The 14,634-nt window shown below is 61.6% G+C and carries 22 protein-coding genes; 4 read left to right on the top strand and 18 right to left on the bottom strand.

Annotation, left to right across the window (positions count from 1 at the left end; translation table 11 throughout):
• Window positions 1–54: 54 nt before the first annotated feature.
• Window positions 55–570: a GNAT family N-acetyltransferase gene (locus tag CFB46_RS12310; protein ID WP_089500114.1), complete on the bottom strand. Its 516-nt coding sequence runs from the start codon at window positions 568–570 to the stop codon at window positions 55–57.
• 1,016 nt (window positions 571–1,586) lie between these two features.
• The gene (locus CFB46_RS12305; RefSeq protein ID WP_089500113.1) at window positions 1,587–2,267 is read right to left on the bottom strand and encodes an SOS response-associated peptidase family protein; all 681 of its coding nucleotides are present in this window, start codon (window positions 2,265–2,267) and stop codon (window positions 1,587–1,589) included.
• Window positions 2,268–2,347: 80 nt separating this feature from the next.
• On the opposite strand from CFB46_RS12305, the gene CFB46_RS36385 reads away from it, so the two are divergent.
• On the top strand, window positions 2,348–2,803 hold the full coding sequence (locus CFB46_RS36385; RefSeq protein ID WP_227789497.1) for a hypothetical protein: 456 nt from the start codon (window positions 2,348–2,350) through the stop codon (window positions 2,801–2,803).
• Between the two features lie 43 nt (window positions 2,804–2,846).
• Window positions 2,847–3,236 (top strand): hypothetical protein, encoded by a 390-nt coding sequence (locus CFB46_RS12295; RefSeq protein WP_143751615.1) that lies wholly within the window; start codon window positions 2,847–2,849, stop codon window positions 3,234–3,236.
• Between the two features lie 25 nt (window positions 3,237–3,261).
• On the opposite strand, the gene CFB46_RS12290 is transcribed toward CFB46_RS12295, so the two are convergent.
• From CFB46_RS12290 to CFB46_RS36865, 5 genes are all read right to left on the bottom strand, one after another.
• Entirely contained in the window at window positions 3,262–3,738 is a 477-nt protein-coding gene (locus tag CFB46_RS12290) for a DUF2514 family protein (protein ID WP_089500111.1), read from the bottom strand.
• The gene (locus CFB46_RS12285; RefSeq protein ID WP_089500110.1) at window positions 3,735–4,283 is read right to left on the bottom strand and encodes a hypothetical protein; all 549 of its coding nucleotides are present in this window, start codon (window positions 4,281–4,283) and stop codon (window positions 3,735–3,737) included. The genes CFB46_RS12290 and CFB46_RS12285 overlap by 4 nt, the downstream gene beginning before the upstream one ends.
• Window positions 4,284–4,348: 65 nt before the next feature.
• Window positions 4,349–5,125: a phage antirepressor KilAC domain-containing protein gene (locus CFB46_RS12280; RefSeq protein WP_089500109.1), complete on the bottom strand. Its 777-nt coding sequence runs from the start codon at window positions 5,123–5,125 to the stop codon at window positions 4,349–4,351.
• Window positions 5,125–5,391, bottom strand: a complete 267-nt coding sequence (locus CFB46_RS12275) for a hypothetical protein (RefSeq protein WP_089500108.1) — start codon at window positions 5,389–5,391, stop codon at window positions 5,125–5,127. Before CFB46_RS12275 ends, CFB46_RS12280 begins: the two co-directional genes overlap by 1 nt.
• Before the next feature lie 81 nt (window positions 5,392–5,472).
• Window positions 5,473–5,655 (bottom strand): Arc family DNA-binding protein, encoded by a 183-nt coding sequence (locus CFB46_RS36865; RefSeq protein WP_168799550.1) that lies wholly within the window; start codon window positions 5,653–5,655, stop codon window positions 5,473–5,475.
• Window positions 5,656–5,781: 126 nt separating this feature from the next.
• Between CFB46_RS36865 and CFB46_RS36240 the strand changes: the two genes are divergently transcribed.
• Window positions 5,782–6,225 carry an Arc family DNA-binding protein gene (locus tag CFB46_RS36240; protein ID WP_218827926.1) on the top strand — a complete coding sequence of 148 codons (444 nt, stop codon included), beginning with the start codon at window positions 5,782–5,784 and terminating at the stop codon, window positions 6,223–6,225.
• A 3-nt stretch (window positions 6,226–6,228) separates the two neighbouring features.
• Here the strand turns inward: CFB46_RS36240 and CFB46_RS12260 are convergent, their stop codons facing one another.
• The 8 genes from CFB46_RS12260 to CFB46_RS12225 form a co-directional block, all read right to left on the bottom strand.
• Entirely contained in the window at window positions 6,229–6,726 is a 498-nt protein-coding gene (locus CFB46_RS12260) for a lysozyme (RefSeq protein ID WP_089500106.1), read from the bottom strand.
• Entirely contained in the window at window positions 6,719–6,901 is a 183-nt protein-coding gene (locus tag CFB46_RS12255) for a hypothetical protein (protein WP_060010129.1), read from the bottom strand. Before CFB46_RS12255 ends, CFB46_RS12260 begins: the two co-directional genes overlap by 8 nt.
• 50 nt (window positions 6,902–6,951) lie before the next feature.
• Window positions 6,952–8,079 carry an acyltransferase family protein gene (locus CFB46_RS12250; protein ID WP_089500105.1) on the bottom strand — a complete coding sequence of 376 codons (1,128 nt, stop codon included), beginning with the start codon at window positions 8,077–8,079 and terminating at the stop codon, window positions 6,952–6,954.
• A gap of 253 nt (window positions 8,080–8,332) precedes the next feature.
• A complete protein-coding gene (locus CFB46_RS36380; protein ID WP_227789498.1) occupies window positions 8,333–9,211 on the bottom strand; it encodes a glycine-rich domain-containing protein in 879 nt (292 codons plus the stop codon).
• Window positions 9,212–9,275: 64 nt separating this feature from the next.
• Window positions 9,276–9,941 (bottom strand): DUF2612 domain-containing protein, encoded by a 666-nt coding sequence (locus tag CFB46_RS12240; RefSeq protein WP_089500104.1) that lies wholly within the window; start codon window positions 9,939–9,941, stop codon window positions 9,276–9,278.
• Complete coding sequence (locus CFB46_RS12235) at window positions 9,941–11,122, bottom strand: baseplate J/gp47 family protein (protein WP_089500103.1); 1,182 nt, start codon at window positions 11,120–11,122, stop codon at window positions 9,941–9,943. Before CFB46_RS12235 ends, CFB46_RS12240 begins: the two co-directional genes overlap by 1 nt.
• Window positions 11,119–11,472, bottom strand: a complete 354-nt coding sequence (locus tag CFB46_RS12230; protein ID WP_089500102.1) for a hypothetical protein — start codon at window positions 11,470–11,472, stop codon at window positions 11,119–11,121. Before CFB46_RS12230 ends, CFB46_RS12235 begins: the two co-directional genes overlap by 4 nt.
• Before the next feature lie 7 nt (window positions 11,473–11,479).
• Entirely contained in the window at window positions 11,480–12,229 is a 750-nt protein-coding gene (locus CFB46_RS12225) for a Gp138 family membrane-puncturing spike protein (protein WP_089500101.1), read from the bottom strand.
• A 10-nt stretch (window positions 12,230–12,239) separates the two neighbouring features.
• Between CFB46_RS12225 and CFB46_RS12220 the strand changes: the two genes are divergently transcribed.
• Window positions 12,240–12,785, top strand: a complete 546-nt coding sequence (locus CFB46_RS12220) for a hypothetical protein (protein ID WP_143751614.1) — start codon at window positions 12,240–12,242, stop codon at window positions 12,783–12,785.
• Here CFB46_RS12220 and CFB46_RS12215 read toward each other — a convergent pair.
• The 3 genes from CFB46_RS12215 to CFB46_RS12205 are packed head-to-tail and all read right to left on the bottom strand — an operon-like array spanning window position 12,782 to window position 14,621.
• Complete coding sequence (locus tag CFB46_RS12215; protein WP_089500099.1) at window positions 12,782–13,750, bottom strand: phage protein; 969 nt, start codon at window positions 13,748–13,750, stop codon at window positions 12,782–12,784. The two genes, CFB46_RS12220 and CFB46_RS12215, sit on opposite strands and share 4 nt — an antisense overlap.
• Window positions 13,747–14,064: a phage baseplate plug family protein gene (locus CFB46_RS12210; protein ID WP_089500098.1), complete on the bottom strand. Its 318-nt coding sequence runs from the start codon at window positions 14,062–14,064 to the stop codon at window positions 13,747–13,749. The genes CFB46_RS12215 and CFB46_RS12210 overlap by 4 nt, the downstream gene beginning before the upstream one ends.
• Entirely contained in the window at window positions 14,064–14,621 is a 558-nt protein-coding gene (locus CFB46_RS12205; RefSeq protein WP_373558187.1) for a phage baseplate protein, read from the bottom strand. The genes CFB46_RS12210 and CFB46_RS12205 overlap by 1 nt, the downstream gene beginning before the upstream one ends.
• Window positions 14,622–14,634: the final 13 nt, after the last annotated feature.

The raw sequence follows: 14,634 nt of genomic DNA, 5'->3' as shown, positions 1-14,634 counted from the left end.
AGCGGCCGGCCGCGGTTGCACGCGCGTGCGCCGCGCGCCGATGCCGGCAAGCGTTCAAGCCTGGATCGCGTAAATCCGGTCGGTGACTTCCGTCCGGCCGATGCGGCTCGTTTCGACACCGGCCAATTGCCAGCCGTTGTGTTCGTAGAACCCGATCGCACGCACGTTGCCCTCCAGCACTTGCAGATGGACCTTGTCCACGCCGATCGACCGGGCCCATGCGCGCACGGCTTCGATCATGCGCTTGCCCGTGCCGCTGCCGTGATGCGAAGGGTGAACGTGCAGGCAGTCAAGCAGCACACCAAGCGCCGGATCGACGGGGCGTTCGGCGCTGGCGAAGCCCACCGGCTCGCCGTTCGACTCGGCGATCAGCACGAGGCCCCATTCGCTCTGGTTGCGATCGAGATACTTGCGCCACCGGACCGCGTGCTCCGTCGGCACCTCGTCGGACAGATAGGCCGCCGGAAGGATGTGGCTATAGGCGGTTTGCCAGCTCAGCGTGTGCAGGCGAGCAATGTGGCTCGCGTCGTGCGCCGTCGCGGCGCGCAGTGTGGTCCGGGTTTCCGGCATCGGTGGCAACTCCGTGTGCTCGTTCTCTTGATCGGCATGTGTCTTCGCAAAATATACCGCGCTTCTGCGGGATGCATTTCGCAGGGGCTCGTCGTCGGAAGATCGGCACGCGGGCAAAAAAATCTCGACACCTTCTCCGGTCGTCGGGATCGAACGGCCCTGCAAAGCATGAGGGCACGAGGAAGGTCACACATTACACGTATGTAAGACTGTTGCGCTTTGTCGGTTTACGCCAAGGCCCTGTGCGATTCTGCCAATCAGCCGGTTGCGAGCGGTCGTAAACGAAAAAAACCTGCTCGCGTTTTGCGCGAGCAGGCAAGAAAACGGATCAGCATTCGAGGCACGAGGGCTGTCCAGGCAAGATAACGGCACGGCGCGGGGGAACCTTAGGGGGAAAGAAGCGTCGCGGACAAACCTGATACGAAGGTTGTCAGCGCAACTACACGGAAACGCGATACGAAGCACACCCGGGGGCCTCGTCGCCCTCTCCGTCATTCACATCGGAGATGCCGGACAAGCGGGGCTATCGGTCGATACCACGCACGATCGCACGCCCGATTTCGACACCTGCACGGACTCGACGATGATTTCGTAACCCTCGAATTCATCGCTACGGCATTCGATTCTCTCGGGCATAGGGTGGCTCTCCCTCCATGCGCTTGATGTTGCTGTCGCGCCGCGCGCTTTATGCAATTGTTCTTTTGAAGCGCGAAGCCGAGATGGCATCACGGTTGATTCATTGAATACGGTGTGCCATTCCGTTAAAGACGCCGTGACCAAAACACACCGTGGCTGTGTCCGAACGCCAGAAAGCAAAAAGCCCGGTTCAATGAACCGGGCTTTTTGCTTGAATTCGTTGGGGTGGCTGATGGGACTCGAACCCACGACGACAGGAATCACAATCCTTATACAAAAACACGAAAAATCAATAAGTTACGCGAGAACACTGGAATATGTGGTACTCGCTCAGCCTTGTGTGGCGGCGGCTAATTCACCCATCTTCCAGGGAAATTCCCTCATTCCGAGGCCGCCGGCTCCGCCGCCATTTCGTCAGCCGGATAGAGCTGCAGCATCGCGCGCGCCGCCTCGACGTTCGAAGTCGTCAGCCACTCCTCCCAGTCGTCCGGCCGCAGGATCACGACCGACCGCTTCTCGTCGCCGGGCCGGTGCATGTGCTTCATGATCGGGTGCTCGTCGCCGTTGACCGTGATCATCGCCATGGTGTGCTGCTCGGTGCCGTCCGGGCGCTGCAGCGTGCGCCAAATTCCGGCGACGCATAGCGGCCGCCAGCCGGCCAAGCCAATCCGGTAACGGATGTGCTTCCCCGTCTCCCAGTTCGGCTCGTAGATCCATTTCGCCGGAATCAGGCAGCGGCGTCCCGCGCGCCACGCCGGCGCGTACAGCGGCGACTTCCCGAGGTTGTCGTCGCGCACGTTCATCGTGCTGCGCATGATCGGCGGCTTCTTACCCTGCTCCTTCGCCTTTTCGACGTTCGCCTTCTGCAGCGCGCGCGGCCAGAAGCCGAAACCGGCGATCAGGGGCTTGAACTGCCCGTCAATGCTCGCGACGATCGGCGCGTCGTAGTCCTGGTAGATCTCGGGCTTCCACGGCGTCCAGCGGTACAGGTCGCGGAAGCTGTTGATCTTCAGCTCGCTCAGACCCGGATCTTCGCCCGGCGCGACGTAGTTGGTGCACATGGCCGTCCCCAATTTTCGGTCTTGACGGTCCTATCTTACCCCGCGATACACTGTACATCCATACAGCACCACACCGCATCATGAAACCGCGCTGGGCCTACATCTGGGAGTACACGGATCTCGAATCCGGGGAACGCCGGCGCACGTACCTCCCCGTCACCCGAGCTGAATTTCAGTCGCTGACCTGGCAATTCCCTGACGAGTCTGACGTCCGCGCACTCGAAGAAACGAAGGTCGATCGCAATGTAGTGCCGCTCAAGGTGCCCTGCCGCCGCCACGTGCCGATGCCGGACTTCATTGCCCCGACCGAATCGGAGTTGCGTGACCTCTGGCGCACCAACCGTGATCCCGAGGTCCGGCGCCTGATCCTCGAGATCGTGACCCTGCGAAAGTCTCTCGAGAAGGTCATGGACTGGTGGGAATCGACCGAACGCGCGACGTCAAACCGTGGCGACCTGGACGGTCCGTTTGGGCCATTTCGGAAGCTCTACCACATGCTTCGCGAGGAGTTGCGACGGGCACGGATGAACTGTTGATGCACCTGTGGCATTCTGGATACTCGTCGCACTGGAGATCGACATGCGCACGATTCAGGAAGAATTTAGCGATTCCGACGACGACTGGTTTGGGTTCGCCTCGGCGCAAGACCGCAAGGACGGCCATTCGCTGCGGACGTACCTGCTGCGTTACGCAGACCGCATCCCAGAAAACCACGTCGTAGTTAACGTCGAACTCGTACTACGCACGGCGGTGCCGCCTCGCGGCATTCGTCCACCGTACTTGTCCGTCGTTCACTTCGATCCGGGGCATTCGACCGACTTGCCGCTCACGTGGAAGAAGAAGATCGAGGATCTCGACTTCGACTCCACGATCACCTACGTCGAATGCGGGTACGACATTTTCGACGCGTTCAGCGACGCGAAGATGGACCTGACGGCGCGCGGGTTCTACGTCGAGCCGATCAACTAGCCCGCGCCCGAGTGCCAGGTCACCCCTACTTCGGCGCCGTCAGCGCGTCGTAGTCGCGCTCGCACTGCTGGCCGGCGATGCGGGCCCGGTCAGCGTACTCTGCCAGCTCGCCCGCGCGCTGATCAGCGCGGCCGAGCACGTCGGCAAGCAGATCGAGGGCGTCGCTGGCTGCCGGGCTTCCGGCGGCAGCGGCGGGATGGCGGGCGGCTGCGACGAGCTGGTCGACACGCTGCTGCAGGCTGCCAGCGGCAGCACGAGCAGCAAAAGCATCAGCGAGTGCGGCCGTGCGTTGTTGATTTGCATCTTTTGCGTTCTCCGATTGAGCCGCAGTGCGGCGTTGTTCCTCGGCGCGCGCGGCCGCGACGGCGTCGAGCTGCGTCTTCTGCGCGGCGGCGGCCGCCGTGCGCACGCTGTCGGCGTGCCCCTTGAAATACCCGCCGGCAAGGCCGACGATCGCCGCCACGATGACGGCGAGCCAAACACGGGGATCGAGCCAGGTCATTTCGACTCCTTCGCGTGCAGCTGCTTCAGCTCGTCCGGCGAGTAGACGAATCCCGGCAGCAGGAATGCCTGCACGCTCCAGACCGGGTCGCTTTCCTCGTGCCGGCCGTGATCCTTGCCCCGGTGATGGAGCGCGCACAGCAGCAGTTGGTTGTAGGTCGAGTCGACGAACGTCTCGGGCCGGGCCGGATCGAACGCTTCCCAGTCGAATCCCTGCGTCAGCCTGATGACGTCCCAGACCGGGTGCTGGCGCGGGATCGGCACGGTGCGCTGAAGCTTGTGGCTGAACATCGTGTCGACCTGGTTGAGCGCGACACCGCGAATCCACTTCCAGTCGATCGCGTGCGAAAACGCCCACTCGAAGAACCGGTGGTGCGATTCGACAGCCTGGTCGTCGCCGCACACCGCACAGACGTAGCCGCCGGCCGCCTTCATCGCGCGCTTGCTGGCGCGGAACGTCGACGATTCGGTGCGCGGCTCGTGATCGGGGTAGAAGACGTCCTCGGCGAGCGTGCGCCGCGTTTCGTGAGATTCCTCAACATCCATAAAACCTCCGGGCAATAAAAAAGCCCCCGGGGATGCCGGGGGCCACGTAACAACGTCAGAACCAATCAGTGATGTGCGGAGCCGCGGTGCTCGCGATTGGTATATCCGGATGCTCGCTGCATCCTGCCGTGATCGCGCGGCACAAGCTCTCCAAGTCTCGTGAGCCCACGCATCGTAATGCGCACCTGCTCGTTGACGCGCTCGTCGCCAGTCACCCGATCGGTGTAGGGCGTGCTCTTGTGAACCAGATAGCCAGCCTGCTGCTTGTCGTGATACGCGAGCCAACCAGACTTACCAGCGCGATGGTAGATCCAACCATTCGCACTCAGCCACGCCGTCAGCTTGCTCGGCTGCATCTGGAGAGTGCTTGCGGCATCGCGGATGCACATCGAGCCTTCGGCGTCGGCAATTCGTTCGAATGTCTCCACCTTCGGTGCCGCAATCGCGAGCGCCTCTTCGGCCCTCGCCTTCTGATCGGCCAAATCGGCCGCGAGACGAAGAGCTTCGGGCAGTGTCTTTGGCAACGCAGCTGCGCCGCTTTCCAGTTCCTGCCACCGATCCACGAGCCGGGCCGTGAACTGCGGCGAAAGCTGTGCGACGACGACGATGCTGTCGCGCTTGCCCCGTTCGCCGGTAAAGACGTAGACCTGCGTGATGCGCGGACGCCCCATCGCATCCTGGACCGGTTCATCCTCAGTTTGAGGACGGACGATAACCCCTCGATCTGCAAGAGATTCAATGGTTCGCTTCACGTTGTCGTGGCGCTTCTCGACCAGATCGGCAATTTCGTGGCTGGTCATTCGGAGTGCGGCATCCGAGCCGCCGAAGATCAGAGCACCCATCAGTGCACCTCCCGGCTGACCGAAAGAACGTCCGCGCAGCCCGCATCGAGCAGATCTTCTGTGTTCTCCGCCACGAACTGACCCAGCGCCGCGAGGTCAACGGCAACCTTCGAGGACTCGCCGGCCGTCGCCTTGATGGCGACGAAGAGCGCGTGCATGTAACGAAGATGGTTGTCCATCATGCTCGACAGGTCGACGACCCGCCGCTCGAGCGGCCGAGATTTCTGAACCTTGTCATTGCTAGGTGTCGTGCTATTATCTTTCATGCTTATCCCCTGGTAGGGTGGATTGGCAAACACTAGGTCTAAACCCCTGGTTACTAAGGCCCTGAACGTAATCCGCCAAGATCACGCGTTCGGGGCCTTTCCTTTTTCTGCTTCCAGACTTGCTGCCAGCCGAGCGTTTATCTCCGCGTTCATGCTCCGACGGTTCCGTGCCGCAATGACTTTCAGTTCGTCCCTCATTCCCGCTTTGTCGAACCGCACCATAAAGCTGTCGGCGGTTCGACTCGGATACAAATTTCGGTTCATACTCACCTCACTCATGTCACCGTGACATGCGAACAATCATATGTCACGGTGACGCATCGAGCAAGCAATATTTAAGTCACCGTGACATCATTCCAAAAGAGTCACCGTGACGGTACCCTTTGCCCCATGAAAAAGCCCCAATCGCCCCCGGATCTCGCCCCTTCAACCGGACCTGTCGGTCGCGAGTCGGACAAGTTCATGCTTCGCTTCCCAGATGGCATGCGCGACCGTATCGCTGAGTCGGCCAAGAAAAATGGCCGCTCAATGAACGCGGAAATCGTGTCACGCCTTGATGTGTCTCTGAACTCAAGCGCCGACATCGTGTCGCAAAAGCTTCTGCGCGAAATTCGGCTCTATGAGGAGAAGCACGGCATCAACTTCGGAGAAGCCATTGAGCGACTGCTCTATGCCGGATTGCAGCCTGATGCGCCTAGTGTCGTTGTGCTTCACGTCGATTCCGCTTTAGAAATCAGCAAGCTTGCGTCCTTCCTCGATCTGATCGTGAAAAAGACGCCGAAGGGCAGCGTTGTCGCCGTTGAGCCGCCAGAAGGCGGGGCTCGACAACCATAGTAATCAAAGCCCCTTTTCACATAGGGCGCGCTCTTCAGCGCGCCGTTTCACGAGACCCGGCAGCACGCGGCCGCCGGCCGTCACCCACTGCGGGCGGCCGTTGTCCGCCTCGTTCAGCGCGCGGCACGCGCCCTTCCAGTCGCCGGCGTTGAACCGCTTCGCGGTCGTGCTGCCGCAGTACGCGCCCGCGCCGACGTTGTAGGCGAAGCTCACCGCGGCCGCGAGCTGGTACGTGTGCCCCTTCAGGACCGGCGTGCACTTGAGCACCGGCTCGGCGTGCTCGATCAGCCGTTGCTCGAGGCGCGCGCGGCACTCGTCGGGCGTGAAGCGCTGACCGGCCCGCACGTCCTTCGTGTCGCCGTTGCAGGCCGTGATGATCCCGATCGGGTCCGGCCGCGCGACCAGCTCGAGCCCCTCGAACTTCGGGACCATGGAAAAAAGAAGGGCTGCCGCAGCAGCCCCCACAACACCCGCCAGTGTCTTCTTCGGTACGTTAGCCATCGAGCAATGCCCTCTTCCCCTTGTTTTTGACCAGGTAGTACGCCTGCAGCCCGATGTACGCGATCGTCGCGACGGCTACCCACCAGTTGATGTCGTGGCCGGTAAGCCACGGCCAGAAGCTGCCCCCAACTGCCGGCGCGACCTTCACTGCGCTGGCTACGAGATCGTTCTTCATCGATTCCCCGGTAAACGAAAAAACCGCCACGAAGGCGGTTCATTAAAAAGTCAGGATACTGGTGTGGGCGAGCGCTCTGGCCGCCTCGTATCCATATCAGTTTTGTAGGACTTCTTGAAACTCTGAAATGGAAGCTCGACTGCATAGTATGCCAAACTCGCAACGCCGAGCAGAATCGGGACTTCGATCACTGTGCATGTAAGAAGCGCATCCAATTTTGGTGCGCCCGTTATGTTGATAAAACGGTGATGCAGTATCTCGGCAATAGAGAACTCTACAATTCTGTGAACGATGTATATAGAAAAGCTTATCGTACCAATGTAGAACAATCCTCGTTCAATAATATCGGGAATTTTTACCGGCAGATTCAGGAATGACAGCACAATCATCGCGAAGCACGCTGCTTGTACCGTTGGCCAGACGATCGACAACCAATTGGTCATCGGCCTTTTCTCCCACGGGAACATCGACCCATAGGTCAAATGGAACCACTGTGTCACAACCGCGAGAAGCACAATTGAGAAAATAAACAATGTCCATGTGCCGAAGTGCCGCGATTTACCGTTGACGTAAGCTTTACCGGCTAACATCCCGAGAAGAAATTGATCAACTCGTCCACCGATCGACCAGTACCCCAACATGTTGACGTCGTATCCGTTGAGCCACAGCATAGCGCGCAGCAGTACGATGAATGCGAGCACCATCAAAAGCTGGCGTGACCCATGACGCGCCAAAATAAGAGTGAGAAAGGGGAAGATCAGATAGAACTGGAACTCAACCGCAATTGACCAAGTATGACCGAACAGCAGACCAGCCGATGCCGTGGGAACCATGAACAGCAACTGCGTAACGAAGCTGAAGTAATTTCCCTTATAGATTAACGTTCCCAACAATAGGGCCATCACATATAAGGGATAAATTCGCCATGCACGAGCTTGCAAAAACGTCCAATACTTGATCCGCTGGCCGCGCACAATGTACTCGAAGATGAAGCCTGATACGACACAAAACAGCGAGACACCGAGACCACCGCCTTCTGCAATGATACTGGCGCCGAGCGGCCATGGAGACGTCGTATTCGATGGGAGATAGGAATCGAGGAAATGTCGGTAAACCACCAACATTGCCCCGATTCCACGCAATATGTCAAGTCTCACCAAATGGCCTTTTGTATCCATTACGACGCCTCGCACGGCAATGAATTTAGCGCGTGATTATAAGCGTAATTTTGTCAGACATCATTCCCACCATTCTCCGGCGGATAAAAAGCGGTGCCATCCCACGTATATCGGATTGTGGCCGGGCCGGTCGCGGTCGTGACTTCGACAGCCGTTTCACCATCCGGCGGAGACCAGAATTCTGTGTCCCCATCCCAGGCCACAATATTTGCGACCACCGAGTCCCGCACGATTGCATATACGCCCATATCGTTCACCATTCGAAAATTACCGCCCCGCTGTAACCTGCGCCGCCCGACTTGGCAGTGTTCGATGCGCTCAGATCGTAGGCCCCACCACCACCGGCGCCCGGCGCGCTACCGCCTGAACCGGCGCCAGATCCAGCACGGCCGCCACCACCGAAAATCCCGTCCCCGCCCTTTCCGCCGAATACGAACGCACTGACGTTTTGACCGTCGGTACCGGAGCTTCCCTGAATATTGATCTGACCGCCAGTCGCTGTTCCGCCGGAACCGCCGGGAGACGAGCTGTTTGCGAGTGTTGAGGGATTACCGCCGTTTGCGGTCAACCCAAGCAGCGGGATTGAGCTCGTGCCGCCAAACGAGGAACCGTTCGATACTGCCGGTCCCCCGGCGCCGATCGTATAGGGAATGTTTTGCCCGGGAGTCACCGCAAACCACCCGATGGCGATCCCTCCGGCGCCGCCACCGCCACCCGCCGCATTCGTATAGGTGCTCGCACTAAAGCAACCGCCGCCAGACGCGCCGCCGCCGACCAAAGTGACCTTCAGGCGAGTGATGTTGACAGGTACCGTGAACGTCCCAGAGCTAGTGAACATCACCATGCTCCTAGCGGCTACGTCAGTAAATGCCGGCGCCGACAGCTTCAAGTTCGCGAGCAACGTGGCAGTCGTGCCGTCGTCGATGGCGTTCTGCCCGGTTCGATCGACGATGAACTGCGCGAGCACGGCGGCCATGATCGAACTCTGGCGCCACACCTTGTTCAGTTGCTGCGACTGTGCGGTACCGCTCACGAACCCGGTCAGAAGCGCCGCCAATGCTTCGTAATCGGCCTGCGTCATGACGTTGGCGCCGGCGGCCGCCGCAAACGGCTTGAAATTGTTGGTTGCCATCAATGCTCCGAGCAATAAAAAAGCCGCCCGAAGGCGGCCCTTGGAGAGGAATGTGCTGGGCGGCTCAGACCGGCCTGCCCCACGCTCCGGCGTCAAAGCCGGAGACGAACTGATTGCTCATGTCGAACCCGAACATCGGGGATCCGTCAACCGTCGTGACGATCGTGTAGTTGACGCGGACGCCCTCGGGCTTCAGCGGGATGTAGCCGCCGGCGAGCAGCGCGAGGAATACGGCCGACGGCACCTTGCCGGCGATCCCGATCGTCATCGACATGTCCTGGTGGTCTTCGATGAAGACGTGCGTGTCCGAGCCGAAGATGCTGTTCAAGATCGCGGCGCTCGACGCGAGCGTTCCGTCCCAGTGATTTGCGCCGATCTTCGCGCGGATCACCAGACGGTATGTGTCGTCGTCGAGGACGGTCAGTCCCGTGTCCGGGTCGAACGGCCCCTTCCAGATGCCTTGATCGAAGCCGAGCCCGGCCACGTCGAAGGAGAAGTAGATCCCGGTCAGTGGCGTCCGAATCTTCCGCGACACGCCAACCCAGAGGCCGACGTCGTCCAGTTGCACGCCAACCGCGTTATCGAGGTCGAACTTGCCGGGCATGCTCTGCAGCACGCTCATTTGTTCGACGAGCGGCTGCACGAGCGCGCTGACGGTAGCCATGAACCGCGGCTTGTCGCGGTGTTCGGACGTGATCAGCGCGGTGTAGTCGGAAAGAGAGGCGGCCATCAGTTCACCACCAGAATCACGTTCGCGGGCGTGCACGACGCCGCCTCGTTGAACAGCAACGCGACGTCGGGCGCGCCGGCGCCGCGCGGCCCGGTCAGCGTCAGTCCGGACAGCTTGAACGTGATGCCGCCGCCGACGCTGTTCGCCGCGCTCAGGGCGTCACCCCATTCCACGCTGCCGGACAGGCCCCCGCCAATCTGCACGCCGTTGATGTAGTCCGACACGGCCTGCTGGATCTGCTGGCCCGTCTGGCTGGTGTAGCCGGCGAGCGCCTTGATAGTCACGGTGGCCGCAGTCGGCGCCGCCGCCGGCCGGAAAAATCTGATCGTGATCGGACGGCCGTAGATGTCGCTGACGATGACCGCCGTCGTCCCGTACGTGCCCGAGCCGGGCGTCTTCTTTGCCGCGATCGCATTCGCTATCGCCGTAGCGTCGCCGCCCTCGATGACGAGCGAGATCGAGTGCGACGGGATTCCGTTCGCGTCGGTCGCGCTGGTGTCGTTCTCATACGCCACGTACCGCGTGACTCCGGGGACATTCGCCACCGCGCCGATGATGCCGTCGAGCACCGTGAGCGACGGCAGCGCGGTCGATACCGTCTGGCGCTGGCGCAGGGTTGCGTCCATTTCGACCGGCGCGCCCTCGGCGGCGTCCGCCGGGTTCGTCACCGTCTGCCAACCAAGCGCTGGCGTCGCAATCTGATTGATTGTGCCGGCGCGTGCTGACACGTCGCCGATCATCGCGCACGTCGCCGTGACAGTGATCGTGCCGCTCGGCGGAATCGTCACCGTCGCCGGCAGCATCCACTGCACGCCGTTCGCGTCCTTCGCTGCGCCATTCGTGATCGTCGCGCCAGCCTGCCCGACGAGAACCAGATCCGCGCTCGAGTACGAGGCGATCTTGCGCGCGATGCCGTTGATCTTGACGTTGCTCGACAGCGCGTCGTCCTGCGCCGTCGCCGGGCTGAACGACCGGTAGATCGCAATCGCGATGGCGTTCACATCGCTGATCGCCTTCGCGAACACGCCGAGCAATTGGCCGTCCTGGCTGTCTGGTTCGAGATACGTGTCAGCGCCATAGATCGAACGGTACTGGTCCTGCAGGAACGCAAAGACGTCCGCGTACGTCGGTGCGGTGATGCCGCTTGCGTCGATGGTGGGTGCGAGAGTCGTGAGGGTCACAATGTCGCCTGTACCGTGGTGGTGCCGTAGATGGTGTTGATCGTCGCGGTGACGGTCAGCACGCGCGTCTCGGAATCAGCTGTGCTCGAGTAGCTGACGAGTTCGGTCACGCCCCGCGTGCCGAGAATGCACGTCCGGATCGCCGCGTCATACTTGCCGCTCGTGTACTTGCCGAACACGTCGGTGTCCCACGGCATGCCGGCCGTCGTGTCGAGGAACCATTCGCCCCGAAACAGGCGCAAGCGGGTCAGCACCGCCTGCGCGACCGTCTCGGGCGTGTTCACGAGGAAGTCGGCCGCGCCCCCGCCGAAGACGTAATCGCCGTCAGCGTCGAGTTTTCGGTATCGCATGAGAATCTCAGTTGACCGGGCCGGTGTTGCCGCCCTGCGGATCGGAGTGCGTGTGCGTATCGTCGACGCGCTTGCCGTTCGCCGTGATCTGGCCGATCACGTTCAGGATGCCGTTGAATACCGCCGCGGCGCCGCTCGCCGCGCTACCGACCATGCCGCCGACGAACGTCAGCAGGCCCGTGATCGTCACGGCCGCCGAGAATGTCGACAGCGGCGCGACGACGTCGAAGCCGCCCGGCGCGACGATCTTGACCTTCTGCAGCGTCGGATTCAGGTCGATGTACGTCGCGCCGTCGTCGCTGCGCAGCTGCGTCGAGGTGCCACTCACGCCGACGAGCGCGCGCGGCCGCGATCGAAAGCCGAGCAGCGCGAACCCGTCCGACAGGTCGTGCATGCGAAGCTCGGCCTGCTCCTGTACGCCGCCCGACTGCCACCAAGCGTCGATGCAACGCGACGCGAACACGACGAGGCACTCATCGCCCTGCTTGACCGGGAACGTCAACGTACAATTTCCGCCGGCGGGGAACTGGACCGGGCAGTCGACCAGCAGCGGCAGCGCCACGCTCTGGATCGTGCCGTCGATGCCGCGCACCTGCATCTTGATCGCTGGCTGCACGCTGCACGTCGGCGGCCGGTCGGCGGCGCTCTCGAACGACTGGATGATGCCGGGCAATGCCGTCCAGACGCCCGCGCGCACTCCGTCGAATGCTTCACGCAGAGCGACCTCCGGGTCGCCTACCCTTTCACGTCTATCCATGGACTTTGATATGAAACTGTTTGTTGCAGCCGCGCTGGCAATAACTGCCTGCTACGTTCACGCCACTGACGTTGAGGATTTGATCGCGAAGAATCGAGCGTTCTCAGCCGAACAGAATGAGGTACCGAAATGGAAAATCGCTCAGGAGCAGGAAGACGCAGCTATCCGCACGAGGTCATTTGACCGCTCGACCATTGGACAGGCGGCCTACGTTTTCGCGAAAACAGTCGATGACACGATCCCTCGCTCGGCAATGAGTTCGATCCTCTACAGGAATATGCCGTGTCGCCTGCCTATCACCGATGCGCCCAACATGCGGGCGGCCGAATCGTTATATGGCCGAGCTCTCGTCGCCGCGTGCTGGGGAAAAGTGCTCAGCCCCGTCAACGATTCCGTTCTAATCGTCACGAAGTTCGGAAACAGTCGGCAAGATTCACTGACCAACTACGCAGAGGTGAAAATACTCGACGATGGTTCAGGAAAGTTCGTGAAACGCACGATCACTCCGGACGAATTCGGGAAGAGCATCTCGCAATATCAGAAGGAACTACGTTAGCCGAACCGCTTGATCACGTCGGCGGAGGGCACAGCCGCCTTGTCCCTGAACGAATCGGGCAGAACCGTGACGTCGGCCGCCAGGCAGGTGACGCTCGTGTACCACTCTTCGCCGCGCGTGTCGCCGCTTACCTCTGCGAGCATCACGTAGTAGAAGCCGTCGTCCTGCAGCTTCGCCTGCATCTCGATCCGCTCGTTCTCGGCCTGCTGGCCAACGTTAAGGCTGTACTCGTACTGCTGGATGCTCGCGTTGTCCAGACAGAGCAGCCGGCCGATCTTCACGCTGGGGTTCAGCAGCATCTTTACCTCGATGCCGTTCGCCGTCTGCTGTGGCAGGCCGATCATGCCGGTCGCGGAAGTGATCACCGGGATCTCGCCTGGGATGTACGCTGTCTCAGGCACCATTACCACTTTGCCGTCCTGGATGCTCCAGACGGTCTGCGTGGTGCGTGCGGTCCAGCGCATGAAATCGCGCGCCATGCCGAACATCACCTTGCCACGGGGCAGCGGATTCGACGGCAGTTCAGGCAGATAGCCCTGTTGCACGCCGTACGGGCTCATCGCCGTGCAGACGGCCGCTACGTGGTCAGCCGGCGTTGAGCCGGCCGAGAGCGTAGTGTTGACCACGGCGAAGTTGTACGCTGAGTCGCCGTCCGCCGCGGTGATGTCGAGGAACGTGTCGGTCTGGCTCTCGCGCCCGCGGCGCACCTGCTTGATCTGACCGTCGAAGATGATCCCGTAATTTCCCTCGTAGCCGGCCTGCAGCACGACGCGCGTGAACTCCTTCTGCGCGCGCCGCGCCGTCGTCGCGGAGACGTTGTACACGCGGATCCGCGCCGCGTTCGGCGTCTGCAGGTCGCCCCGCTGCACGCGGAACACGATCCGCAGCTCGGACAGGTCGAGCGCCTCGCCGCTGTCGAAGCCGATGATCAGCGATACCTTGCGGCCGAACTGCTGAACGCTCATTGGTCCGTCACCCAGAAAACGTGCGATCCGATACCGAGATCCTCGTACGTCGGAACGTCGTCAGGATCGTCAGCTCCCTGGACCCAGAGGCGCCCGTGGAAGCCCAAGTGCTTGTACTGCCCGAGCAGGTCGACGCCGGTAACCAGCGGGATGCCGGATACCAGCGGGTTGTCCGAGGCGTCCGCGACGTCGATCACCCACCCGGCCCCGCCGGCCTTGCGGTACTGCACCGTCAGACGGTAGTCGATCCCGCTCAACGTCACGGTGAAGCGCTCGGGGCGCGGCGAGAACGGAATCTCGAAGAAACTCGGCATCACATACTCCCTGGCGCCACTGCGCCGCCCGGTGCTGGCGTCGCCGGCACCGCGGCCTTCGTACCGCCGTTGCCAGTCTCCGCCGTCGATGCCGGGTCGGCCTGATTCTCGCGCGGCGGCAGCTTCGTCACCTGGGTCTGCACGATCCGGATCTGCTTGAGCGTCGCCGTCAGGATCAGCGCGCTCGACGTCTTCGCGTCGGTCGTGAGCCGCAGCCCCTGCAGAAGCATGTTCTGGTAGAAGCGGCGGCTCGTCGTCACGTCGAACGGCGTGCGCGCCTCCTGCAGCGCGAGCAGCTGCGAGTAGATCGCGTTCACGTACTGCGCCGATGGCAAGCCGCCGCCTTCGAACGTCGCCTCCGCGGCGCCGAGCAGCGCCTCGTAGTCGGCGTTGCTCCAGCCGCAGCGCATCGAGAGATCCGGCTGACGCTTGAACGCGTGATCGGTGATCTGCGCCCCCTGCTCGACCGGATGCTCCGTGATGGTCAGCTCGTCGTTGTAGACCTCTTCGATCGCGACCTGCACCGTGATGCTGCCGATCTTCTTCGGCGAGATCATGATCATGTCGAGG

Source organism: Burkholderia sp. HI2761 (genome assembly GCF_002223355.1).
Classification (GTDB): domain Bacteria; phylum Pseudomonadota; class Gammaproteobacteria; order Burkholderiales; family Burkholderiaceae; genus Burkholderia.
The sequence above is the reverse complement of the archived record's forward strand: the minus strand, read 5'-3'. Positions and strand labels throughout refer to the sequence as shown.

What these genes read in the sequence shown, in the direction of transcription:
- CFB46_RS12220 (WP_143751614.1), top strand. Translation starts at nt 12,240, where the DNA reads ATGAAACTGTTTGTTGCAGCCGCGCTGGCAATAACTGCCTGCTACGTT.
- CFB46_RS12215 (WP_089500099.1), bottom strand. Translation starts at nt 13,750, where the DNA reads ATGAGCGTTCAGCAGTTCGGCCGCAAGGTATCGCTGATCATCGGCTTC.
- CFB46_RS12290 (WP_089500111.1), bottom strand. Translation starts at nt 3,738, where the DNA reads ATGACCTGGCTCGATCCCCGTGTTTGGCTCGCCGTCATCGTGGCGGCG.
- CFB46_RS12230 (WP_089500102.1), bottom strand. Translation starts at nt 11,472, where the DNA reads ATGCGATACCGAAAACTCGACGCTGACGGCGATTACGTCTTCGGCGGG.
- CFB46_RS12205 (WP_373558187.1), bottom strand. Translation starts at nt 14,621, where the DNA reads ATGATCTCGCCGAAGAAGATCGGCAGCATCACGGTGCAGGTCGCGATC.
- CFB46_RS12225 (WP_089500101.1), bottom strand. Translation starts at nt 12,229, where the DNA reads ATGGATAGACGTGAAAGGGTAGGCGACCCGGAGGTCGCTCTGCGTGAA.
- CFB46_RS12310 (WP_089500114.1), bottom strand. Translation starts at nt 570, where the DNA reads ATGCCGGAAACCCGGACCACACTGCGCGCCGCGACGGCGCACGACGCG.
- CFB46_RS36380 (WP_227789498.1), bottom strand. Translation starts at nt 9,211, where the DNA reads ATGGCAACCAACAATTTCAAGCCGTTTGCGGCGGCCGCCGGCGCCAAC.
- CFB46_RS12250 (WP_089500105.1), bottom strand. Translation starts at nt 8,079, where the DNA reads ATGGATACAAAAGGCCATTTGGTGAGACTTGACATATTGCGTGGAATC.
- CFB46_RS12285 (WP_089500110.1), bottom strand. Translation starts at nt 4,283, where the DNA reads ATGGATGTTGAGGAATCTCACGAAACGCGGCGCACGCTCGCCGAGGAC.
- CFB46_RS12260 (WP_089500106.1), bottom strand. Translation starts at nt 6,726, where the DNA reads ATGGCTAACGTACCGAAGAAGACACTGGCGGGTGTTGTGGGGGCTGCT.
- CFB46_RS36385 (WP_227789497.1), top strand. Translation starts at nt 2,348, where the DNA reads ATGAAACCGCGCTGGGCCTACATCTGGGAGTACACGGATCTCGAATCC.
- CFB46_RS12280 (WP_089500109.1), bottom strand. Translation starts at nt 5,125, where the DNA reads ATGGGTGCTCTGATCTTCGGCGGCTCGGATGCCGCACTCCGAATGACC.
- CFB46_RS12295 (WP_143751615.1), top strand. Translation starts at nt 2,847, where the DNA reads ATGCGCACGATTCAGGAAGAATTTAGCGATTCCGACGACGACTGGTTT.
- CFB46_RS12305 (WP_089500113.1), bottom strand. Translation starts at nt 2,267, where the DNA reads ATGTGCACCAACTACGTCGCGCCGGGCGAAGATCCGGGTCTGAGCGAG.
- CFB46_RS36240 (WP_218827926.1), top strand. Translation starts at nt 5,782, where the DNA reads ATGAAAAAGCCCCAATCGCCCCCGGATCTCGCCCCTTCAACCGGACCT.
- CFB46_RS12210 (WP_089500098.1), bottom strand. Translation starts at nt 14,064, where the DNA reads ATGCCGAGTTTCTTCGAGATTCCGTTCTCGCCGCGCCCCGAGCGCTTC.
- CFB46_RS12255 (WP_060010129.1), bottom strand. Translation starts at nt 6,901, where the DNA reads ATGAAGAACGATCTCGTAGCCAGCGCAGTGAAGGTCGCGCCGGCAGTT.
- CFB46_RS36865 (WP_168799550.1), bottom strand. Translation starts at nt 5,655, where the DNA reads ATGAACCGAAATTTGTATCCGAGTCGAACCGCCGACAGCTTTATGGTG.
- CFB46_RS12275 (WP_089500108.1), bottom strand. Translation starts at nt 5,391, where the DNA reads ATGAAAGATAATAGCACGACACCTAGCAATGACAAGGTTCAGAAATCT.
- CFB46_RS12240 (WP_089500104.1), bottom strand. Translation starts at nt 9,941, where the DNA reads ATGGCCGCCTCTCTTTCCGACTACACCGCGCTGATCACGTCCGAACAC.